Origin of the sequence: Pseudalkalibacillus salsuginis (genome assembly GCF_021646685.1) — a bacterium.
Lineage (GTDB): Bacteria > Bacillota > Bacilli > Bacillales > Fictibacillaceae > Pseudalkalibacillus > Pseudalkalibacillus salsuginis.
Genome location: NZ_JAKJHW010000002.1, coordinates 741,997 through 764,770, shown reverse-complemented (window position 1 = coordinate 764,770; position 22,774 = coordinate 741,997). Strand labels below are relative to the sequence as shown.

Annotated in this window: 18 protein-coding genes and 1 pseudogene; 13 read left to right on the top strand and 6 right to left on the bottom strand. The window is 40.2% G+C overall.

The features are described from left to right. Nucleotides 1-187 precede the first annotated feature (187 nt). Nucleotides 188-649 carry an SRPBCC family protein gene (locus L1611_RS08800; RefSeq protein WP_236312696.1) on the bottom strand — a complete coding sequence of 154 codons (462 nt, stop codon included), beginning with the start codon at nt 647-649 and terminating at the stop codon, nt 188-190. A 131-nt stretch (nt 650-780) separates the two neighbouring features. After that, nucleotides 781-1,257 (bottom strand): DinB family protein, encoded by a 477-nt coding sequence (locus tag L1611_RS08795; RefSeq protein WP_236312695.1) that lies wholly within the window; start codon nt 1,255-1,257, stop codon nt 781-783. 83 nt (nt 1,258-1,340) lie between these two features. Here L1611_RS08795 and L1611_RS21010 point away from each other — a divergent pair. The 11 genes and pseudogenes from L1611_RS21010 to L1611_RS08745 all read left to right on the top strand — a co-directional run. Then, nucleotides 1,341-1,459, top strand: a pseudogene (locus tag L1611_RS21010) (dihydrofolate reductase); the annotation flags it as partial. A 381-nt stretch (nt 1,460-1,840) separates the two neighbouring features. Next, a complete protein-coding gene (locus tag L1611_RS08790) occupies nt 1,841-2,020 on the top strand; it encodes a DUF4083 family protein (protein ID WP_236312694.1) in 180 nt (59 codons plus the stop codon). 122 nt (nt 2,021-2,142) lie between these two features. Further along, the gene (locus L1611_RS08785; RefSeq protein WP_236312693.1) at nt 2,143-3,000 is read left to right on the top strand and encodes an alpha/beta fold hydrolase; all 858 of its coding nucleotides are present in this window, start codon (nt 2,143-2,145) and stop codon (nt 2,998-3,000) included. A gap of 36 nt (nt 3,001-3,036) precedes the next feature. Beyond that, nucleotides 3,037-4,011 (top strand): helix-turn-helix transcriptional regulator, encoded by a 975-nt coding sequence (locus tag L1611_RS08780; RefSeq protein ID WP_236312692.1) that lies wholly within the window; start codon nt 3,037-3,039, stop codon nt 4,009-4,011. 491 nt (nt 4,012-4,502) lie between these two features. Next, a complete protein-coding gene (locus L1611_RS08775) occupies nt 4,503-5,882 on the top strand; it encodes a sigma-54 interaction domain-containing protein (RefSeq protein ID WP_236312691.1) in 1,380 nt (459 codons plus the stop codon). Nucleotides 5,883-6,087: 205 nt separating this feature from the next. Continuing rightward, nucleotides 6,088-7,185 carry an alanine dehydrogenase gene (locus tag L1611_RS20805; RefSeq protein WP_236312690.1) on the top strand — a complete coding sequence of 366 codons (1,098 nt, stop codon included), beginning with the start codon at nt 6,088-6,090 and terminating at the stop codon, nt 7,183-7,185. 24 nt (nt 7,186-7,209) lie between these two features. After that, nucleotides 7,210-8,607, top strand: coding sequence for a Na+/H+ antiporter NhaC family protein (locus tag L1611_RS08765; RefSeq protein WP_236312689.1), 1,398 nt, complete (start codon nt 7,210-7,212; stop codon nt 8,605-8,607). A 635-nt stretch (nt 8,608-9,242) separates the two neighbouring features. Beyond that, nucleotides 9,243-10,838, top strand: a complete 1,596-nt coding sequence (locus tag L1611_RS08760; protein ID WP_236312688.1) for a spore germination protein — start codon at nt 9,243-9,245, stop codon at nt 10,836-10,838. Between the two features lie 176 nt (nt 10,839-11,014). Next, complete coding sequence (locus L1611_RS08755) at nt 11,015-11,248, top strand: hypothetical protein (RefSeq protein ID WP_236312687.1); 234 nt, start codon at nt 11,015-11,017, stop codon at nt 11,246-11,248. Between the two features lie 32 nt (nt 11,249-11,280). Further along, nucleotides 11,281-12,489: a Ger(x)C family spore germination protein gene (locus L1611_RS08750; protein ID WP_236312686.1), complete on the top strand. Its 1,209-nt coding sequence runs from the start codon at nt 11,281-11,283 to the stop codon at nt 12,487-12,489. An 80-nt stretch (nt 12,490-12,569) separates the two neighbouring features. Then, on the top strand, nt 12,570-13,679 hold the full coding sequence (locus L1611_RS08745) for a GerAB/ArcD/ProY family transporter (RefSeq protein WP_236312685.1): 1,110 nt from the start codon (nt 12,570-12,572) through the stop codon (nt 13,677-13,679). A gap of 44 nt (nt 13,680-13,723) precedes the next feature. Here the strand turns inward: L1611_RS08745 and pdxR are convergent, their stop codons facing one another. Then, entirely contained in the window at nt 13,724-15,130 is a 1,407-nt protein-coding gene (gene pdxR / locus L1611_RS08740) for a MocR-like pyridoxine biosynthesis transcription factor PdxR (protein ID WP_236312684.1), read from the bottom strand. A 110-nt stretch (nt 15,131-15,240) separates the two neighbouring features. Between pdxR and L1611_RS08735 the strand changes: the two genes are divergently transcribed. Together L1611_RS08735 and L1611_RS08730 are read left to right on the top strand one after the other, a co-directional pair. After that, complete coding sequence (locus tag L1611_RS08735) at nt 15,241-15,966, top strand: aspartate/glutamate racemase family protein (protein ID WP_236312683.1); 726 nt, start codon at nt 15,241-15,243, stop codon at nt 15,964-15,966. A 770-nt stretch (nt 15,967-16,736) separates the two neighbouring features. Continuing rightward, a complete protein-coding gene (locus L1611_RS08730) occupies nt 16,737-18,134 on the top strand; it encodes an NADP-dependent glyceraldehyde-3-phosphate dehydrogenase (RefSeq protein WP_322972530.1) in 1,398 nt (465 codons plus the stop codon). A 68-nt stretch (nt 18,135-18,202) separates the two neighbouring features. Here the strand turns inward: L1611_RS08730 and L1611_RS08725 are convergent, their stop codons facing one another. From L1611_RS08725 to L1611_RS08715, 3 genes are all read right to left on the bottom strand, one after another. Then, on the bottom strand, nt 18,203-19,474 hold the full coding sequence (locus tag L1611_RS08725; RefSeq protein ID WP_236312682.1) for a PucR family transcriptional regulator: 1,272 nt from the start codon (nt 19,472-19,474) through the stop codon (nt 18,203-18,205). A gap of 503 nt (nt 19,475-19,977) precedes the next feature. Continuing rightward, the gene (gene pruA / locus L1611_RS08720; protein WP_236312681.1) at nt 19,978-21,609 is read right to left on the bottom strand and encodes an L-glutamate gamma-semialdehyde dehydrogenase; all 1,632 of its coding nucleotides are present in this window, start codon (nt 21,607-21,609) and stop codon (nt 19,978-19,980) included. 157 nt (nt 21,610-21,766) lie between these two features. Then, nucleotides 21,767-22,684: a proline dehydrogenase family protein gene (locus L1611_RS08715; RefSeq protein WP_236312680.1), complete on the bottom strand. Its 918-nt coding sequence runs from the start codon at nt 22,682-22,684 to the stop codon at nt 21,767-21,769. Between the last annotated feature and the right edge of the window lie 90 nt (nt 22,685-22,774).

Sequence of the window (22,774 nt, the reverse complement as noted above, 5' to 3'; positions counted from 1 at the left end):
TTCTTATCGCTATAAGTAAGAGGCGGACATGGAGTGTGGATTATATACGGGGCATCCAAAAGAAAAACACCCGTAGTCGGTGTCTTTCTTAAACGCGCATTAAGCTTCCTGGTATTTCACTTGTGTCAAGTTTTTCCGCATGATTCAGTAAAACTGCTTTATGTTTTCTATAATGGAAAACATTTCCTTAAACTGTCGCCAGTTGTTCCTCAAGACGATTAAGTGTCGATTTTGCCCCTTCAATTGCGCCGTATTCTTTAACCGCTTTATCTAGCTCCGCCACTGACTTGAAGAGCATTTGCATGGTAAGTTCGGTCTTATCTCCTTGCTCGTTAAAGGTCACCGTCACTCGAAAATGTTCTTCTTCTCCGTCTCCATGAGAGTATACGAGTCGTTCAGGACTTATGACCTCAATGTAGACGATCTTATTGTCATAGTCGACACCGTCGGGCCCGTGCATGACGTACTGCCATACACCGCCTGGCCTCACGTCTATTTCTTGAATCATGATGGTAAATCCACTAGGTCCCCACCATTTCTGTAAGTGCTCTGGATCCGTCCAGGAATTAAAGACGAGCTCACGTGAAGCATTAAAAATACGATTGATAATGAGTTCCCTATCTTTTACTGATGTTTGGCCATTTGCCATAATTTCATTCCCCCAAATATTATTTTACATTTACTGCTTTGTCTTGGTTCACTTCATTTATAATCTGATGTTTAATGGGGTTGCTTATTCTTCTTATTAAAGCGCCATATTCTTAGATTAAATCATTATCTTTATTCAAATAATCCTCTGTTAATGAGATTCGTCGTTATAGGCTCTCGTCCTATTTCACGTGACCATACAGATAATTGACCGATGTGGTGAATTTCGTGAGCGATGACATGCCGCATGATTTCCCCGTATCTAAAGGTGTACGCAATGCCATTAGAATCTGTTTCTGTGAGTTTTAATCCTTCCATTTCGTCCGTCCAGGATTTCACAAATGACTCTACTTCTCTATGATATTGGGTTAAAAGGTCCCGTACTTTGGATAAACTTGCATAGGCTTTAAATGGTGGTTCCTGAGGTTCTGGTTTGCCTTGTAGGCCGCAAATCCAACTATATTCGACATCCACAATGTGAAACAGGGTATATAGAATGCTGCCGACTCCACCTATTCTTTTTATCAATAATTCTTCTTCTGGAACCGTTTCACACCATGTAAACCAGTCATCCCGGACTTGCCAATTGTATTCAAATAATTTCAGCATATTACCTCCATCTAAATTACTTGAGCATCTTTTTCCTTATGATATGTTCTTCTAAGGAGGCCTTAAATCCTTTTTTATCACTGGACGTTTTTGAGGTATATAAAAACGAAGAAGAAATTTGTTTTTTATCTTATGTTGAGAAAATGTACATCACAAAAATTCATCCATGAAATTCGAAGGAGATATGTTTTTTCCAGAGGTTTTTTGTGAAATTAATGATTGAGTTAGATTGGATAATTTGAAATAATTGGTATTAAGCGAGTAACAGTTTAAAAGAATAAGTAATTTAAGGTAACAAAAAATTGGAGAAGATAATTACTTAATGATTTAGTCTAAAGGCGATATCCATACTTATACATTGAGCAGAGGAACGTTGTTTTCAAAGCCTTATAATGTGATTTGGATTATGCAAGATGACAACGTCTTAAATTATATGGATAAGGAAATTACGACCGAGTTATTTATTGGGGTTAGCTTGAAAAACAGATTGAGATATGTGTATGTGATGAAAATCGATAATAAAGTAATTGGTAGTTATGCGTTACTATTTTAATTAGTAATTTAAAGAAGAAGGAGGTAGATTATGACAGTGAATATCATTTTTCAATTTATTGTTTTTGGATTGCTTGTTTTATTCATTATCTCGTTTTCCCTATTTGTAAAAAGGTTCCTTGGTAATTCAACAAATAATAATAGCCAATTTATAGAAATCGGAAAGAAGTTGGATAAAATAATAGAAATAATGGAAAAGGAGAAAAAATAAATTTTTTGATACCCAGTGTAATACTGTAAATCTTTCGGTAATCGGAAGGGTTCCCTGTGAAGGAGATGTCTCAACTTGTTCCTTCCCAATACATATTAATAAACTTCCTTAAGGAGGATCTCATGCATAATTGGAAAAGAGAAATGATACATACATCACGTGGGGAATTTGAAGTATTTGTTAAAGGGGAAGGAGAACCATTATGTGTTACCCACCATTACTCAGAGTTTAACGAAACAGGTGATTATTTTGCAAATACCTTCACTTCCAGCCATCAAGTGTTTTTAGTGAATTTAAGGGAAACTGGAGCCTCCGAAAAAGCAGTAGAACCTTATCAGTTAAGTATGCTTGAAACAATTTTCGATTTGGAGGCAATACGTGAAAAGCTAGGATTTAATAAGTGGGGTTTTGCAGGACATTCAACAGGTGGAATGTTAGGGGTCATTTATGGCATCTATTTTTCTGATCACCTGAAATTTAATGTTACTGTCGGGGCAGCAGCAAGAGAGTACATGACTTTTTCAAAAGAATGCACTTACAATTCAGATCATCCTAAATTTCAAATAATGCAGGACCTTAATGAAACGTTGAAAAACCCTCATTTAAACGATAGAGAAAGAAAACGATTGGCTGCTGAAAGAGTTAAATTATCCTTACTTGAACCAGATATGTATGAGCAATTATTTTCACAAAACATAAACAAAAGAATGTCTGGAATACGCTTAAATTATTTCAGCCGGGAAGTACAAGTATTCGATGTAACCAGGAAATTGTGTCTTATTTCTACACCAACACTAATTATTTGCGGAAAGTACGATGTTCAATGTCCCGTTTCTTATTCAATAGAAATGCAGGAATTAATCCCCCATTCCACACTACTGGTTTTTAATAGAAGTAATCACTATCCTTTCTTGGAGGAAGCAGATCTCTTCATAAAGGAATTCAATAACTTTGTCAAAACAAGTATCTCATTGCAATAGCAACAAACTTTTAGAAAACCTTTGAAGGAGGATCTGATGAGAGGAGATCGCCTTGTATCGATTCTGTTGTTATTACAGGCCAATGGAAAAATGACAGCAAAACAACTAGCAGAGAAAATGGAAGTCTCTGAACGAACGATTTATCGGGATATGGATGCTCTTAGTGGGACAGGTATCCCTGTAATTGCAGATCAAGGGAAAAACGGTGGGTGGCGTTTACTGGAGAATTATCGGACCAACCTGACCGGATTGAAGGAATCAGAGATTCGTGCCCTGTTTGTCCCCCAATCTCCACAGTTGCTCAAAGATTTGGGTTTGACCCGTACATCAGAGGAAGCGAGGAATAAGCTGATGGCTTCACTTCCTGAATCTTATCGTCATAATGGAGAGGAGATCTGGAACCGGATCCATGTCGATACGGGTACATGGAGAAAACAGAAGGAGACGATCGGTGCTTTTGATGTCCTTAAAGAAGCGATATGGAAAAATCACAAAATTAAAATGGAATATCGAAGTGGGGACGGAACTGTAAGCATCCGTATTGTCGAGCCTCTTGGACTGGTTGCGAAAGGGAGCCGCTGGTATTTCATCGCTTCAAAGGAAAATGGTGAAATCAGGAACTACAGGGCTTCACGAATTCTATCCGCATTTCCCTTAGAAGAGACGTTTAAAAGACCGGAAGACTTCAACCTTAGCCAGTACTGGAACGAGTCAACAAACACTTTCATAGAGAGGCTGCCGAATTATGATGTACAGATAGAGGCAGCCCCTTCCATCCTGCCTAGACTGACATTCACCGACCGGTTTGTCCGACTTGTTGATGTCGAAGGGGAGAACAATAGGGGCTGGATCCCAGTGAAGCTATCTTTCAATACGGAAGAGGAGGCAAAAGGATATATACTAGGATTTGGAAATCAGATAAAAGTGATTGAACCAAAAGAATTGCAAGAGAAAGTTTTTGAAGCAGCCCAATCGATTGTGGATTTTTACAGCATACGGGAGGATGATTGATTATCTTACAAATGGATCGATACGGGATAATAAAAAACGGGCTATTGTGCACAAACGCGTTGTTTTTTAACTTAACATATTTAGACGGCCATTAATTAACTGGCTTTATTTAAGTACCCGAATAAAAACGACTATGGCCAAGGTAAAGCTGGCTGCCTTAAAATCCCCTCCGATTATAACGATCATCGCAATAACTTTCTTAGCTTTGTACATATCTCCCTATATTTTATTTTTCGACCATCCGTTACACCATCACAGTCGTCATAGGATGTTACCCTTGTTCAGACTCCCTAGTTAAAAATAGCGTTAACAGGTTATAAGGAATCGGTTATAAATTCAGGTCAGCTAATTATCGAAATGATTGTATAAAAAGGAGTTAATGTTTGGCACGGCAGGTATTTTAAGGGCGAAACATATGGGCAGATGCTTTTTAACTGAAAGTTCTGTAAAATGGTAGACAAAAGAAGTGCATAAAATGGGGATGAGTGAAAATGCTGGACCAGTTAAAATATATAGACGGCATTACGATTATTGATACATCAGGAACGATTTTATTCACCGTTAAATTCAATCCGAGGTTTCACATGGAGATTGATGAAAACGAGAAGATCATCGGTCAAAACCTTTTTTCTGCTTTTCCTTTGCTAGATGAACGATCCAGCACCCTCCTAAATGTGATGAAAACCGGGAAGCCGATTTTCCGTGCTAAACAAAGTATTGTTGATTTCAGAGGAATTGAAAAAGAAACCACAAATGTTTCATTACCGATAAAAGCCCATGGGAAAATTATCGGGTCGATCGAACTTTCAATGGACATAAGCCAATCAGAACATTTTCCCCGTTCCGTTATAGAAATTGATTCAAGCTCATTTAATGGCAAACAGTTAAAAAAGAGGATTAACCCTGAAAGAGCGGTTTATTCTTTTGAAGATATCGTGACCAATGATGAAGTGATGACTCAATTGAAAGAATCTGCGAGGAAGTTTGCTAGTGGGGATTCTTCCGTTTTTATATACGGGGAAACAGGGACAGGCAAAGAATTGTTTGCACATGCAATACACAATGCGAGTGGACGATCTGTAAAACCATATATTACACAGAATTGCGCTGCACTCCCTGAGAGTTTAATTGAAAGTCTCCTGTTTGGCACAAAACGGGGAAGTTTTACAGGTGCTGAGGACAATCCGGGCTTGTTTGAACTGGCTGACGGAGGAACCCTGTTCCTTGACGAAATAAATTCAATGCCCATTCACCTTCAGGCAAAACTGCTAAGGGTATTGGAGGATGGTTACGTCCGTAGGCTAGGTGACACAAAGCTGAGGGAGGTTGATGTCCGGATCATTACGGCATCTAATATACACCCAGCGCAATGCGTAAGGGACGGAAGTTTACGTCAAGATCTTTATTTCCGGCTCGGAGTTATGACGCTGGCGATTCCTCCATTACGTGAAAGGAAAAAAGACATACCTCTGCTGGTAGATTACTTCGTCAGTAAACTGAATAAAAGCCATGACAAGAATATTGCTCATATTTCAAGAAGTTCTCTTGAAGTTCTGCTGGGATATGAATGGCCAGGAAATGTCAGGGAGCTTGAAAATGTGATCGAGTACGCTTTAAACCAGGCTGATCCTTGTGAAGATACGTTACAATACAATCATTTAGAACAGCAAATCAAGCATTTGATGAATGTCCAACAATCGTATTCGTCTACTAAAATCAAACCGTTGAAAGATGAGATTGCGAATTTGGAAAAGGCTAGAATTGAACAAGCTATCCTTCTAACCGGAGGGAATGTATCAAAAGCCGCCAGGATGCTTGAGATTCCTAGACAAACGTTACAAAATAAAATGAACCACTATCGAATCAACTAATGGGCGATAGGTGCCGAAATCTTAACGATTGATTGCCTGTTTTATAACAATTCTCATTCTTCTAAACCGATTTACTTGTAGGCAGGATCCTTTTGTAAGGGGTTTTGCCTGCTTTTTTGTTCAATTTCCCCACATAATTTTGTATTGGCATGAGTTTTGCATGTTAAGTATATAAGTCAGAAAAAGGACGGGGAGGAATAAACCAGTGAAAATCGGAGTTTTAAAGGAAGTTAAAAGCGGAGAATCACGAGTCGTTTTAACACCAAACGAAGTGAAGCAATTGTCTCGTAAAGGTCATTCTGTATTGGTGGAAAAAGATGCGGGACTCCTGGCGGGATTTCCCGATCCATCTTACCTGAAGGCAGGAGCAGAAATTGTACAGCGGGCAAAAGAGATTTTCGATCAAGCCGATCTTGTTGTAAAAGTGAAAGAAGTCAGCCCCGAAGAGTATTCTCTTCTTCAACCAGGGCAAATCGTTTTCTCATGTCTGCATCCTGCGGCAAACAAGGAAGAGGTTGATGCGTTGCTTGAAAAGGAAGTTGTGGCGATCACAGCAGAGGATACTCACCGTTTCGGATCGCCAAATTGTGAGGTGGCAGGGAAGCTGGGTGCATTGATGGGAATTCAATACCTTCTTACGCCAAACGGTGGATCAGGAAAATTAGTGGGGGGGATAGGAGGTGTTCCCGGAATCCATGCGTTGGTCCTAGGAGGAGGAATCGTCGGAAAAAGTGCGGTTGACGTCCTCGCTTCATTGAGGGCACAAGTAAGGTTACTGGACATTAACATCGGCGTCTTGCGGGAAGCTCAATTTCTTTTTCCTAAGAATGTGACGACTGGATTTTCGAATCAAGAAACCATCAGGGAAATTTTGCCGAACATGGACCTTGTCATCAACTGTGTAAAATGGCCGAAACAACGAACAGACCATCTGATTACAAGGGAAATGATCAATACGATGCAAAAGGGATCTGTGATTGTAGATATCAGTGCAGACGTCGGAGGAGCAATTGAAACCTATCGACCAACAACGTTTGAAGAACCGATTTACACGGTAGAAGGTGTTATCCATTTTGGGGTGGACAATATACCAGGCGCTGTTCCAAACACAGCTTCGATCGCGTATGCTGCCTCTGTTTTCCCGTATATTCAATCGATTGCCGATAAAGGGGTTGAACAAGCCTTGCGTGATGATGAATATCTTCGGGGAGGACTTACTATATACAAGGGCAAGCTGACCCATGAAGAAACAGGTCTTATTCAAAAGCGACAATGGGTGAAACCAGAAGAGTTGTTAAACTGAGTTTTAATAAGAAGGAGGAAGCGTATGGAATTAGGGATATTATCACTTGTACCGGCAACGGTTGCGATCATCTTGGCCTTTGTAACAAGAAATACAGTTTTCTCGCTTGCTGTTGCCTGTTTTGTCGGCGTGCTTTTAGCGGGTCAAGGGCTATTGGGATTCCCGGACTTACTTAAAGAAGCATTAGGGACAACGAGTTTTTCATGGATTTTATTACTTGAACTTTTTATCGGGGTATTAATTGCTTTCTTTCAAAGAACTGGGGCCATTCAGCAATTTACGTTAGTCATGGAGCGCAAGAATTTAAGCAGGGTCAAGACACAGCTGGTTTCCTGGTTTTTGGGTATGTTCGTGTTCTTCAGCGATTACTTTAGTCCGTTATTTGTCGGATCTACAATGCGAAATTTGTCAGATAAAGCGAAAATATCGAGAGAAAAATTGTCTTATATCGCAGATTCGACTTCTGCACCTGTAAGTGTCATCGTTCCGATCACAGGTTGGGCGGTATATATTTCAGGCTTATTAGTCGGTATGGGTTCCATAGCAAGTCCTGATTCGGCGATGAAAGTGTTCGTCCAGGCTATACCCTTTAACTTCTATGCTTTATTATCGGTTCTCTTTGTCGGTCTACTTGCAATGCGGGTCATCCCCGATTATGGCCCGATGAGAAAAGCAGAAGAACGGGCACTGAATGAAGGAAAGGTGTTGCGTGACGGAGCCGAACCGTTAATGGGGGAAGAATTGACTGAAACACCGCCATTTGAGGGGATAAAACCTAATATCTTCTTAAACTTTTTCCTGCCTGTCTTGATTGTGATATCCATCGCGGTAGGGACGTTTATCGTATTGGACTCAGCAAAAACAATGGAAGCATTTTTGACAGCGTCTGTTATTTTAGGTATTATCATGCGATTACAGGGTATTCCATTCAATGAGATTATGAAAACAGCCACTGCCGGGATGAAAGGTGTATTACCTGCAATCATCATTTTAGCGTTTGCCTATGCATTGAACAAATTGACAGAAGACATCGGGACAGCCGATTACATTGTTTCCGCCAGCGGGAATTGGTTGAGCCCAAGCCTGCTGCCGTTTGCTACCTTTATGATTGCTTCAATCATCGCTTTTGCGACAGGTTCCTCCTGGGGTACTTTTGCAATCGTCATGCCTTTAGCCGTCCCGCTTGCTTTTAACTATACAGGTGATGAGGTGACGACACTTGTTTTGGCTACGATAGCAGCTGTTGGAGGCGGGGGTGTATTCGGGGACCATTGTTCACCCCTGTCAGATACCACCGTTCTAGCCTCGACTGGAGCAGCCTCCGATCACATGGATCATGTCAAAACACAGATTCCATATGCCTTGACAGTAGCTGCAGTTGCATGTGTTTTTTATCTGATCGTAGGAGTCATTTTTGTTTAGAACAGGCTGTTAAAATTGTATGTAAAGAATAAAGATGAGGATGAGGCATTGAAAATAAATAAGTCATAATGAAGGGCTGTCCCAAAAGAAAGTATCAGACCTCCATCACAACATTTAGTCTCAGTTTTGAGACTAAATGTTGCAAGAAACGGAGAGAGTCAGACACTTATGGGACAGCACTTTTTTATTGTTGAGTATAGATATACGACACGGAAACTTATATCAATTACTTATCAATGTCACCTTTTAATTTGTTGTCATTTTGAATAAATTAATCTTACATATCACAGCTGTGTAACAAAAGACAACCACCTTAACAGTTCCCCTGCTCAACTCACGAGAGTCCTCATTATGGAGCTTAACACAGACACCTGTGTTTCATCATAGTCCAACAAAAAGAGTTTCACTTGATTCTCGTAAATCTCCAGACGCTCCATACATAAGGAATAAAATGCATGACGACGCGACAATATAGTATATATATCTTCGGAAATTTCTGGTATATTACGATACGTCAAAACGCTTAAACGATCTGCAAATTTTGTTGACGAAAATGGTTTAAACGTTTTTTCACCCTAAGTTTACAATGGACCATTTTGGAAATAATAAATGAAAAAGTGGCAGGAGGTAAGAAGATGAGACGTATAAAAAAATCGTTGAAAAATCGACGGAGCCAATCCTTGCCTACACAAAACGATGAAATTAAAAATAAAGAACATTTAACCGGGAATCTTAAAGAAAATATACAAAAAGTAAAAGAAGAAACTGGTAACAGTGATGATATCATCGTCCGAGAAATACGCACTGGAAAAGAAAGAAAGCTGAATGCCGCACTCATTTATACCGATGGATTGATTGATAATCGATCCATTCAAGATTTCATTCTGGAATCATTAATGTTTGATATTCAGGATATCGAAACGGACAAAAAGCCTTCCTCTAAGGAAAACCAGCTACAACAGTTGAAAGATTCTGTTTTAGCAGTCGGAGATTTAAAAGATATCACCGATTACAACACGCTCTTCACCTCTCTGTTATCAGGTCATGTGATTCTTTTGCTGGACGGTTATACACAAGGCTTTGCGATTGGAATGAAGGGTGGAAAAGTCCGCGGTGTGTCAGAGGCAACAACTGAAAGTACGGTCCGTGGTCCAAAGGAAGCTTATTCAGAAAGTTTACGTACCAATACATCCCTGTTAAGACGCAAAGTCAACGATCGCAACCTTTGGTTAGAAACGAAGAAAATTGGAACGGTTACGAAAACAGATGTTTCAATTGCTTATATTAAAAACATTGCCAATGACAAGGTGGTAGAAGAAGTTCGGCAGCGACTTGATCGAATTGAAATCGATGGGATTCTGGAAACCGGCTATATTGAAGAGTTGATCCAGGATGAGACATATACACCTTTCCCTACTATTTTCACTACAGAGCGTCCAGATGTCACAGCTGCCAATCTCTTAGAAGGACGAATCGCTATTTTTGTTGATGGAGCCCCTCATTGTCTAATCGTTCCGGCACTGTTCGTTCAATTTTTCCAAACAGCAGATGATTATTATCAACGTGCAGATATTGTTACACTGCTCCGTATTCTTCGGTTCATTGGATTTTTCATAGCGCTCCTTGGTCCATCCTTATACATCGCGATTACGACGTTTCATCAGGAAATGCTGCCGACACCGTTGCTTATTAACCTGGCTGCTCAACGTGAAGGGGTTCCATTTCCTGCCTTCATTGAAGCACTATTGATGGAAGTCACATTTGAAATATTGCGGGAAGCCGGAGTTCGAATGCCGAGGACGATCGGTCAGGCGGTTTCAATTGTCGGGACACTCGTTATTGGAACAGCAGCTGTCGATGCCGGCATTGTTTCCGCAGCAATGGTTATTGTTGTAGCGATTACGGCGATTTCAAGCTTTATTGTCAGTTCGTTCAATCTTTCTATTTCCGTAAGAATGTTGCGTTTTGTTTTTATGGGATTGGCTGCCTCTTTTGGTTTATTTGGGATCAGTATCGGTCTGCTCGCTCTTACTCTTCATTTATGCAGTTTGCGTTCATTCGGAGTACCTTATATGTCACCACTTGCTCCTTTCAATATGGAAGGGCAAAAAGATGTGCTTATCCGGTTTCCACGCTGGGCTTTATTTTCACGTCCACGTCTCATTAACCAGAAAAATCTAAAGCGGGAAGATGTTTCTTCACCAAAGCCGGAATCTCAGAAGCGAAAATAGCATCCGGGAAAGTGGGCTGACCCATATCCATTTTTGATGGAAAACATACAAGGTAAAAATGAAACGGACCTGTTTGATCGAATTCAGGACTACGAATCGAAAATGAATGAACCCGATCTCACAGTCAATTGAAGCATAAGAATCCAATGTTCGTACAATTAAAGGAGTCATACGATATGTGGGTTATTACGGGAATACTTCTCGTAGCAATTTTGATCATTATTATAGAAGTACCTGCACTTTGGAAGGAAAGACAAAAGAAGGAGTTATGGGTTTTTTCACTGTTGCTTCTCATTGGGGTAGGATTAAGTATTGCGGTTGGTCTGGATGCGAATATTCCCAATCCTTTCGATTGGATTGCATTACTATTCAAACCGTTAAGCGATTTTATGATGTGGTTATTGAAATAGAGATCCTTGAGAAAGAGAAAGGTGGATTACGTATGAAAAGAGCAATCCATTTATTCATCATTATGTTCCTTTTACTTAATCTTTTGACTGGTTGTTGGAACCGGCGGGAGCTGAATGAACTTGCCATCACGGTCGGATTAGCTATCGATAAATCAGATGATGAGTTTCTTGTCACTGCGCAGGTCGTCAATCCCGGCCAGGTAGCAGCTAAACAGGGAGGAGGCCAGAAAACACCGGTTACAACCTATCAAGAGAAAGGAAGCACGGTCTTTGAAGCGATAAGAAGAATGACTACCCGTTCACCTAGAAAACTTTTCTTTCCTCATCTACGAATTTTTGTAATAAGTGAAGAGATAGCTGAAGAAGGTCTTGGAAGAACATTGGATTTTATATCGAGGGAACACGAATTGCGAACAGACTTTTACATTATAGTTGCGAAAGATACAAGGGCGGAGAACGTATTGGAAGTGATGACAGGATTAGAAGATATTCCCGCAAACAAGCTGTTTTCATCTCTTGAAGCCTCTGAGAGAGCATGGGCCCCTACAATGGCAGTGACAGTAGATGAACTGACCACGGACATCGTGACTAAGGGAAAACATCCTCATTTAACAGGAATCCAAGTTATAGGAGAAAATAGAAGAATAGGAGGAAGGTTGGAAAATGTCCAGGAAATTGAACCTGATGTTAAATTGAAATATAGCGGGATGGCCGTGTTTAAAGAAGATAAACTAATCGGGTGGTTGGACGAAGAGGGCAGTAAAGCGGTTAATTATGTTCAAGAAAATGTAATCAGTACACTTGGAGAAGTGCCTTGTCCAGAAGAAAAAGGGAAAGTTGCAATAGAGGTCATTCGCACAAAAGCTGATTTGAAAGGGAGGGTTGAAGATGGTTTGCCAAAGGGGACGGTAAAAATTCAGGTGGAAGGGAATGTTGGCGACGTTCAATGCAAAAAGCTTGACTTGACAAAAACGAAAACAATCGATGATTTGGAAAAAAGAGCGGAAAAAAAAATCGAAAAGCTCATTGAATCGACTATAACGTTAGCACAGGAGGAATTTAAACTCGATTTTTTTGGCTTTGGGGATGCGATTCATCGTTCGAATCCTGACTATTGGAAAAAGGCAGAGAAGGATTGGGACGAAAAATTCACAGACATGCCAATAGAGGTGGAAGCAGTTGTAGAGATTCGACGGCTTGGTACAATTGGAAATTCACCGCTTGAGAAAATAAAGGATTAGATACCCTGGTCAAGTTTAAAGAGTAAACAAGGAAAAATAAAAGTTATTAAAGCTAGGAAGAGGAAGGGAGGGCTGATTCGATGTTGGATAACCAAAAAATATCGGTTCGTCAATTCAGGATACTAGTCATTTTATTTACCATTGGCACGTCCATTTTGATTGTTCCAGCAACCCTGGCATTTGAGGCGAAACAAGATGCTTGGATTGCAGCGATCCTCGGTGTGGGTATGGGGTTGTTAGTCATACTTTTATACAATAAACTAGGCCTCATGTTTCCAGACATGACCTTTGTCCAAATGAATCAAAAGATTTTAGGTAAATGGTTAGGTAAAATGGCTTCCCTCTTATTTTTTTCACTGTCATTTACGTATGCTTCTGCCCTTTTATTTTATACGGGTAACTTTTTTATTACAGAAATCATGCCAGAAACGCCACTTGGGTCCCTTGTAATCCTTATGGGTATCATAATGGTGATGGCAGTCCGATATGGTCTAGAAACCTTTGCACGATCCGCAGAGATTTTCTTCCTATTGTTCTTTTTCCTTTTTATCACCCTAGTTTTTTCTCTCACCCCCGAAATTGAAGTTGAAAACATACAGCCTGTGTTTGAGGTAGAGTTCAAACCTTTACTTCGGGGAAGCATTTTTTTGGTCGTGACATCAACGGTAAATGCGGTTGTTTTATTGATGATTTTTCCAGCCAATGTCAATCAGCAGATGGAAGCTCAAAAATCTTTTTTGATCGGAAGTTTGATTGGCGGACTAGTAATGATCATCATTACTTTATTGGGGATCTTTGTTCTTGGTCCTTATTATTCAGCAACAGAAGTATATCCAGGCTATGATCTGACCAAGGAGATTAATCTCGGTGATTTTGTGACACGAATTGATGCGATCATGGCCGGAATGTGGATGATCACCATCTATTTTAAGTTGATCCTTTATTTTTACGCCTCTGTATTAGGGTTTACGCAAATTCTGGAGATAAAAGATTATCGGCCTTTCACTTTACCGTTAGGGATGATTGCCATCGTCCTTTCTGTTATCGTCTATCCCAATGTTGTTTATCAACAGGAGTGGGATACCAAAACGGCAAACGCTTATTCTTTGACTGTAGGGTTATTTTTACCCTTATTGCTGTTAGGAGTTGCTGTTTTCCGAAAAAAAATGGACCAGAAAAAACACACTTGAGCAATCAGTAGAGGTAGCATCATTGGATAAAAAGTTGCATTCCATTAATGCATCTCTAAAACTGCCTTTATGCGTGAAACCCCTTCTTCTATCAAATCTTCGGTTAAACTACCGTATCCCATAACAATCTTATTTTTATGTTCCCCTTTTGAAATGGCGTATGGTTCGATTGGGTAGACGATTACTCCTTGTTCCTTCAAACGATTGACCAGGCTTTTAGTGAAATCAACTCCATCCAATTCCAATACGAGATGCATTCCAGCTGCTTTTCCATGGATTTTGAAATGGCTGAAGTGTTTGCTGATCGAACGGACCATTGCCTTCCTTCTCTGTTTATAAATACTTTTCATCCTTCTTACATATCGATCGAGATAGCCTTCTTTGATGAAATGAGCTAAAACCATCTGATCGATCGTACCAGTATGTCTATCCAAATACCATTTCTTTTGACGGATTTGTTTCACAAGATTCCAGGGTAATACCATATACCCGATCCTGAGGGAAGGAGATAAGATCTTGCTGAATGTACCGACATATATGACATTTTCAGGATCCAACCCTTGCATAGAAGCTACAGGAATTCCCTCATAAGTGAACTCGCTGTCATAATCATCCTCTACAATGTAAGCGTTATGTTCCCTTGCGTATTCAATCAATTGGATTCTTCTCTGGATAGGCAAGGTGCCACCCAATGGAAATTGATGGGATGGAACGACGAATATAAAGCTGGGATCATGCTGTTTTGGCAAACACTCGGTTACGATTCCTTTTTCATCTACTGGTGCTGGCAATACATCCGCTCCAGCGTTTTTAAAGATAGGAAGCATCTCATCAGCGATTGGATCCTCGATGATCACTTTTTTATTTTGAGTCGTCAGAAACTTTGTGATCAAATAAAGACCTTGTGTGGCCCCTGATGTAATGATGATTTGTTCAGGATGGCAATTCACGCCTCTAACTCTTGAAAGATAACGTCTTAAAGTATTTCTTAACTCGGTGATCCCTTGGGAAGGGTTATACCCGAATAATCGATCCTCTGACTGTAAACAAACTTCCCTGGTAAGATTCCCCCAGATGCTTCTCGGAAAATAGTCCATGGCAGGGTTGCTTGCTTTAAAGTCTATTGAATCAACCGATGGTAAGGGATCCGAAACAATATGTTGATCTTCTGATAGTGATGGTTGCTCTGATTTTTTAACCAATAAGGAAGAACCTTGTGATACATAAGTTCCAGAACCAGGCCGGACTTCTATATATCCTTCAATCATCAATTGGTCATATGCTTCTAAGACAACATTCCGTGACACGCCGATATTCGTTGCAAGCTCCCTGGAAGAAGGAAGTCGTTCTCCAGCTTGGAACTCATTGTTTAATATCCTGCTGCTTATTTGATCATAGACCTGTTGGGGGAGTGTCCGATCAGAAGGTCGATTGACAGAAAAGTTCAGCAAAGAAAGTCCTCCTAGTTAAAATTGGTACTATGAAAATGATGATTAATTGGTTCTATTATATACCAGTATATCATGTTATCCTTCTCATAAATTCAATTGGAGGTCAGAAGATGAAAACAATAGGGTTGATAGGCGGTTTGAGCTGGGAGTCTACTTCGGAATATTATCGGATCATCAATGAACAAGTAAGATCGGAATTGGGAGGGGTACACTCAGCGAAGTGTCTGCTCTATTCATTTGATTTTGAGGAGATTGTCCGACTGCAAAAATCCGGAGCATGGGATATGGCTACGGCAAAAATGGTCAATGCAGCAGTTACGTTAGAAAGAGCAGGCGTTGACCTGATTTTGATATGCACCAATACAATGCATAAGATGGCAGAAGAAGTACAGAGCAATCTATCTGTTCCTTTATTGCATATCGTAGATGCGACTGCTTCCAAAATCAAAGAAGCTGGTCTAGACTGTGTAGGGCTATTAGGGACAAAATATACAATGGATAAGGACTTTTATAAGGATCGTTTCCAAATGAAGCACGATATTAAAGTTATCACACCCGACGAAGAGGATAAGGAAATGGTTCACAACGTCATTTTTAATGAACTATGCCAGGGGAAAACGCTTCAGCACTCGAAGGAACGATATCTTGAGGTGATCGAACGGTTAAGAGAGAGGGGTGCCCAGGCTGTGATACTTGGTTGTACTGAAATCTCAATCCTGATCCAACAGAGTGATACAAGCATGAAACTGTTTGATACTACAAGCATACATGCAAAAACTGCGGTAGAGCTGGTAATGGGAGAGGACAATAATAAGAAAAAAATGATATTCCAGTGATGAAGGTAATGTAACAAGACAATGGCATGGGATAAAAGAGGGACATAAAAAAGCCGGATCCAAAAGGATGCACCCGGCAATGTAGAAGTATCATCTCAATGATGACGCTATATCTAACTTCTACACGCTCGTATGAACCAGATCAGGTCCAAAGGGTCAAGAAACATTAATAGCAGGAAAAGCGAGCCAGGCGAGGCCTCGCAGTACCTACAATTTAAGGATCTTCGACTAAAAACCTACCATGTCCTTTGGTGAACATCATCTATACGGACATTCGAGGACGAAAAACCGGGTGCAAGTACTCTATAAACACTCTATACGGACATTCGATTGTGAAAAACCGGGTGCAAGTGCTCTATAAACACTCTATACGGACATTCGAGTGCGAATATCCGAGTGCAAGTGCTCTATAAACGCTAGAAGCCAGCATATCCTGTGTAAGTAGGGAGGGTGCGGAATTAGGTTAATTCAGAGAATTGATGTCTAGCTCAGCGACCAGTCACTTGGATCACTTCAAACTTCCTGCGGCGGCGACAGCCTCCTCGTCAGTTTTCCAGTGACCTACGTGACTAAGCGGGTCGCTTCCACTTTTGTTTCAAGGAAGAAGCGGGCATCTATTTTAAGAATATTCTATTATTTTAGAGGATAGGAGGGATGATAGCGTTTTATCACAGGATGTTACCGTTTACATTAGATTTTGATTTTATTTATATAACAAATATAATTAATAGTCAGAAAAGTCTTGCAAAATCTAATGGATGGAGTGATTAGTGATCAGTATAACCGCATTTACTAACGAAAAAGAAGTTTATTCTGTTACTGGAGAAGAACAAATTGGAACCATTCGCTTAATGGATCAAGAAGAAGTAGAAAACGTCATAAATGAAGCAAAAGAAGCTCAGCCTTATTGGTACAGCATTGATTTGTATAAAAGGGCTGAATTTCTCCATGAATGGGCAGATCAATTGTTGGAAAATCAGGAGAAAATCGCTGCGACTATTTCCAAAGAAGTAGGGAAAGGGATCACTTCTGCTAATAAAGAGGTTGTTAGGACAGTAGACTTGATCCGATATATTGCGGAAGAGGGTTGCCGAATGCATGGGGAACTGATGAAAGGGGATTCCTTCAAGGGAGGCAGCACTTCAAAAATTGCAATGATTGATCAGGAGCCATTGGGTGTCATACTTGCAATCTCACCGTTCAATTACCCGGTAAACCTCGCTGCTTCCAAGATTGCACCAGCCCTTATTAGTGGAAATGCTGTAGTGTTCAAACCTGCCTCTCAAGGCACTTTAAGCGGTTTACTTATGATCGAAGCCCTGCTCGAAACCGGTATCCCGCCAGAAATCGTTCAAACTGTTACCGGGAAAGGATCTGAAATTGGAGATTTTTTGGTTACCCATCCAAAGATCGACATGATTACCTTCACTGGAAGTTCTGCAACAGGACAAGCCATTTCATTAAAATCCAAAATGATTCCGCTCGTTTTAGAATTAGGCGGTAAAGATCCAGCTATTGTTTTAAAAGATGCAGATTTAGACTTAGCTGCAAAACAAATAGTAAGCGGCGCTTTTTCTTATTCTGGGCAACGCTGTACAGCTATTAAACGTGTATTCGTTCACGATGAGGTAGCAGATGATCTGGTCAAGGTCATAAAAGAGAACATCGATCAGTTGTCAATTGGACTGCCAGAAGAAGATGCAACGATTACTCCGTTAATCGATACTAAAGCAGCAAATTTTGTTGAGGAATTAATTGATGATGCGATTAGAAAAGGTGCTACTCCGATTGTTGGAAACAAACGGGAAGGGAACCTGTTGCATCCTACTCTACTGGATAATGTTACTTCTGATATGAGAATTGCCTGGGAGGAGCCGTTTGGGCCAGTATTACCGATCCTCCGTCTAAACAGTGAGGAAGAGATGATCGAGTATACAAACGATTCAGAGTACGGCTTACAAGCAAGCATCTTTACGAAAGATGTTCAAAAAGCGATCTTATTGGGATCAAAGTTAAACGTAGGATCAGTACAATTGAATGCTAAAACAGAACGAGGCCCAGACCACTTTCCATTTATCGGCACCAAAAAATCCGGTCTCGGTGCACAAGGTGTACGACGAAGCATCGAATCAATGACGAGGGATAAAGTTTTTGTACTCAATCTTTGATCAGCAATAGTGAATACATTCAAAAAGGCTGACACCTTCTCTAGGGTCAGCCCTGAATGTTAGAATGATCAAATTCCTTTCAAGGCATCTATATACCGTTGATAATAGGCATCAACATTGTTCAATAGCAGTAATTCAGTATAGAGGTAGACTTTCATATTGAAGTCATTGAAATCGATCGAAGTGAGTTCTTGTATCTTCTTTATTCGATAATTCAACGTGTTCGGATGGATGAACAATTCGTTAGCAGTCTGCTTACCCTTTCCGTCATTTGCCAGAAACACTTCAAGTGTCCGGAGTAGATCTGTCTGTTTTGCAGCATCATTCTTGATCAATGACAACAGGTCATCGCTATAATAATCCTTTGATGTATTTTTTTCATAGAGGGTAGGCAAGTAACGATATATTCCCAATTGAGCAAATTCCCGTGGCATCGATTCGGGACGCGGACTGATGAAGTTTGCCGTCTCAATGACCTCCAACGCTTCTAAAAAGCTCTTTCTCATTTGATGCAAGGAGGTATATTCCTTTCCCACCCCGATCAAAAAGTTATAAAATTGTTCTTCTCCTGTTTGTTCTTTTACCTTTTCAGTCAGGTTCCTGGCTAATTCAAGGGTAGAAAACGGTTTGTCTACTTTCCCATATAGAACGAGGATCATTTGATATTCCGTTTTCAATGTATAGATGTTCGCATGGAGACGGGAATCGTGCACCAGCCTCTCAAGATGATCGAGTATAGGCTTATAGTGAGGGGATGTTATCGAATAAACTGCGACTGTGAACCGTTCCGGCAATGTCAGTTTAGCCAGGGATGCATCATGGCGTAATTGACTTTCACTTCCATATTCATGTTGAAGCAGCCGCCATAATACTTCTTCTTTTTTGCCTTTTTTGACATTGACCCTTGCGTAAGCATCATTGATCAAATTGCCAAGGTGAGGGGAGATTTCCTCAAGGAAAGCAAGCTCTTCATTTTGAAGAAGATGTCTGGATTCCTGGATCCAAATATATCCCATGGTATTCCCAAGGTACTTTGCTGCAATGACGACACGCTGGTGGAACCCTAACTCTTCCATAGGTTGGACCCGGATCGGATCAGAATGTTTTTCCAGGCGGTGTACAATGCCCTCTTTTTTGAGTCGATCGATGATAAAGATCGGACATTTTTTTGATAGGATCGTCTTTTGCTGTGTTTGATCGAATTTATCGAAAGTGGAACTATAGGAAATCAATTCAAAATTTTTGTTTTCAATAATCACGGGGTTGCCTAATTTTGAACTGATCAATTCTGTTGCTTTATGGATATCTTCTGCCTGTAGGATCAATTCTTTTGCTTCCATAGGAATCCTTACCTTTCCGAGAGAGCTTTATTATCCCTTATTATAGCGTTTTATTACGAAAAGAAAAGGGAAAAGCTCCCCCTTGTCGGGAGAGCTTTGTCAGAAATAGCTTGAATTCACTATCCAAATTAATATTTTTCGGAAATGGTCTCCTGAGAAGCTGAAAGCAGATACGACGAAATGGCTTCTGCAACTGCTTCTATAGCTTGATCGGCAATTCCTTGGTACGCTTTTGAGAGATAGCCGACAACTTGCTTTGTGTTTGCCTGATTGCGAGAGCGATCTCTTCTTCGGTACGAATCCTTTCATTGTTGACAAGAAGATCGTGTTTTTGTCCTAATTCTGCCTTTACTTGTTGTAATGCCTTTATTTTCTGCGATTGAAATGGTTCGTGCTTATAAGGTATTGTAAGTTTCCCTATTCACCTGTCAGAAAGAGATGGACAAATCTATAAAAAAAAGAGGTTGAAACAAAACATTTCAACCTCTTTTTTACATTTTAAATTATTCCTCATCCATAAATGGATATGCAATTTCTGTCGTTGGAGCAAAGTTTTCTTTGATAATACGAGGACTTGTCCAACGAATCATGTTAAATACAGAACCTGCTTTATCGTTTGTGCCAGAACCACGAGAACCGCCAAATGGTTGTTGATTAATTACCGCACCAGTTGGTTTATCATTGATATAGAAGTTTCCAGCTGCACCAGATAAGCGGCGTTCTAAGTGCATAATTGCTTCACGATCTTGTGCAAAGATCGCGCCTGTTAATGCATACATAGACGCTGTATCTACTGCAGTCAATGTTTCTTCTAATTTGTCATTTTCATATACATAAATCGTTAATACTGGTCCAAAAATTTCTTCTACCATTGTTTTGAAGTTTGGATTTGTTGTCACAATGATTGTCGGTTGAACGAAATATCCAACAGAATCATCATAAGTACCACCAGCAATGATTTCTGCTTCTTCAGAAGCGGCAGCATAGTCGATGTAGCTTGTGATTGAATCAAAAGCTGCTTTATCAATTACAGCACCCATGAAGTTTGTAAAGTCTTGGATATCCCCTACTTTAAGCTTAGCAGTTTCTTCTACTACCCCAGCCTTCACTTCTTCCCACATGCTTGCAGGGATGTAAGCACGAGAGGCTGCTGAACATTTTTGACCTTGGTATTCAAACGCACCACGAACAAGGGCAGCTGCTACTTTATCTGCTTGTGCAGTTTCGTGAGCAAATACAAAGTCTTTTCCACCAGTTTCCCCAACCAAACGAGGATATGATTTATAGTTTGTAATGTTTTCTCCTACTGTTTTCCAAATTGTTTGGAACGTACTAGTTGATCCAGTAAAATGGAATCCAGACATACGAGGGTCTGTTAACACTACTTCCGATACTTGTGAACCACGAGAAGGCACGAAGTTGATTACGCCTTTTGGCAATCCTGCTTCTTCTAAAATACGCATGAAGTAGTAGTTTGATAGTATAGCAGTAGTTGCTGGTTTCCAAACGACTACGTTCCCCATTATTGCAGGAGCTGATGGTAAGTTCCCACCAATTGCTGTGAAGTTAAATGGAGAAATTGCTAATACAAAACCATCTAATGGACGGTATTCTAAGCGATTCCAAATATTCTTCACATTCTCCGGTTGAATTTGATAAATTTGATTAGCATAATCAACGCCAAAGCGTAAGAAATCTGCTAATTCTTGTGCAGCATCAATTTCAGTTTGAAAAGCTGTTTTGGATTGTCCTAACATCGTAGCAGCATTCATTACGTCACGGTATGGACCAGAGATTAAATCAGCAGCTTTTAAGAAAATGGATGCACGGTGTTCCCATGGCATATTTGCCCATGATTCTTTTGCAGCCAATGCCGCTTCTACAGCATCACGCAACTCTTTTTCTCCAGCTTGCGAAAAGTTTGCCAAAACATGTTGATGATCATGCGGCATAGCCACTTGCTTCACTGTATCTGTCTTAATATTTTCTCCATTAATAATCACAGGGATATCGACTACGTTATCAGATTGGCGCTTTAATTCTGCCTTTAATGTTTCCCTTTCTTTTGTACCTGGAGCATAGGTATTGCCAGGCTCATTTTTAGGTGTTGGGATTTTGAACATTCCGTTACTCATTCTTTCACATTCCTTTCTATATAAATATAATTAGCTTATATCGACAAATTGTAACATAATCTTTCTATTCTTGCGCTTTTTTCCTCTTACGAATACGGATTTCTACTTGTCATTACTATTTATCGATGATAAGACTTATGAATTTTTTCAATAAAATTTACTTGCTAAAGATTCCTTTCAAAGCAAACGCAACATTTGCAGGCCTTTCCGCAAGACGTCTCATGAAGTACCCATACCAATCCTCCCCGTAAGGCAGATAAATACGGACAGTATACCCTTTTTCCATAAGATCAGACTGCAATTGGTTCCTCATTCCATAAAGCATTTGAAACTCGAAACGGTCATTCGGGATTTTGTGTTCTTCAACTAATTTGATAGTGTAATCGATCATCGCATCATCATGGCTTGCTACAGCTGTATAATGACCGTTCAAGAGATTCTTTTTGATGAGATGTTTCAAATTCTCATCCACCATTTGTTTGTCCAGGAATGCGACTTTACCAGATTCCTTATATGCTCCCTTTACAAGCCTTAAATAGGGAGAAAATTGTTGAAGATCATCCATATCCTTCTCAGATCGAAACAGGTAGGATTGGATCACCGTCCCCAAATTTTCGTACTTCCGCCGAAGTGTTTTAAAAATCTCAAGGATGGCATGGCATCTAGAGGAATCTTCCATATCGATGGTTACTGTGATTCCACTCTCCTTCGCCGCGGATAGAATCAATTCCATATGCTCCATCACAAGGTCATTACTGATATCCAATCCTAAGGATGTCAGTTTTACAGAGATTTCAGTGTTCAATTGATGATAACCGATCGCTCGTATACGTTGGATGCATTCCTGAGCATGTTCTCGTGCAACCTCAACGGAATTGACGAACTCACCAAGATGATCGACTGTAACCCGGAATCCATCCTGGTTCAATTGAGTAATCAATGGAATTGCCTGAGAGAAGTTTTCCCCCCCTATAATCTTGTCAGCCCCAAATCTTGATCCCCAACGTTTGGCTAGTCGATCCAGGACTTTATTGTTAGAGAGATACAAGAAAAAGCGCCTGCTTATGGCTTCCAAGATCACCACACCTCCTTATATTGATTTTTCCCTGCAGCTCAGGGTAAGTAAACGAAGAATTTGTTTGACTATTTCATCTGTTAAGAAAAT

Coding starts and splice junctions, on each gene's coding strand:
- L1611_RS08735 (WP_236312683.1), top strand. CDS start 15,241: ATGAAAACAATAGGGTTGATAGGCGGTTTGAGCTGGGAGTCTACTTCG.
- L1611_RS08780 (WP_236312692.1), top strand. CDS start 3,037: ATGAGAGGAGATCGCCTTGTATCGATTCTGTTGTTATTACAGGCCAAT.
- L1611_RS08755 (WP_236312687.1), top strand. CDS start 11,015: ATGTGGGTTATTACGGGAATACTTCTCGTAGCAATTTTGATCATTATT.
- L1611_RS08785 (WP_236312693.1), top strand. CDS start 2,143: ATGCATAATTGGAAAAGAGAAATGATACATACATCACGTGGGGAATTT.
- L1611_RS08790 (WP_236312694.1), top strand. CDS start 1,841: ATGACAGTGAATATCATTTTTCAATTTATTGTTTTTGGATTGCTTGTT.
- L1611_RS08775 (WP_236312691.1), top strand. CDS start 4,503: ATGCTGGACCAGTTAAAATATATAGACGGCATTACGATTATTGATACA.
- L1611_RS08750 (WP_236312686.1), top strand. CDS start 11,281: ATGAAAAGAGCAATCCATTTATTCATCATTATGTTCCTTTTACTTAAT.
- L1611_RS08725 (WP_236312682.1), bottom strand. CDS start 19,474: ATGGAAGCAAAAGAATTGATCCTACAGGCAGAAGATATCCATAAAGCA.
- L1611_RS08800 (WP_236312696.1), bottom strand. CDS start 649: ATGGCAAATGGCCAAACATCAGTAAAAGATAGGGAACTCATTATCAAT.
- L1611_RS08745 (WP_236312685.1), top strand. CDS start 12,570: ATGTTGGATAACCAAAAAATATCGGTTCGTCAATTCAGGATACTAGTC.
- L1611_RS08760 (WP_236312688.1), top strand. CDS start 9,243: ATGAGACGTATAAAAAAATCGTTGAAAAATCGACGGAGCCAATCCTTG.
- L1611_RS08765 (WP_236312689.1), top strand. CDS start 7,210: ATGGAATTAGGGATATTATCACTTGTACCGGCAACGGTTGCGATCATC.
- pruA (WP_236312681.1), bottom strand. CDS start 21,609: ATGAGTAACGGAATGTTCAAAATCCCAACACCTAAAAATGAGCCTGGC.
- L1611_RS08795 (WP_236312695.1), bottom strand. CDS start 1,257: ATGCTGAAATTATTTGAATACAATTGGCAAGTCCGGGATGACTGGTTT.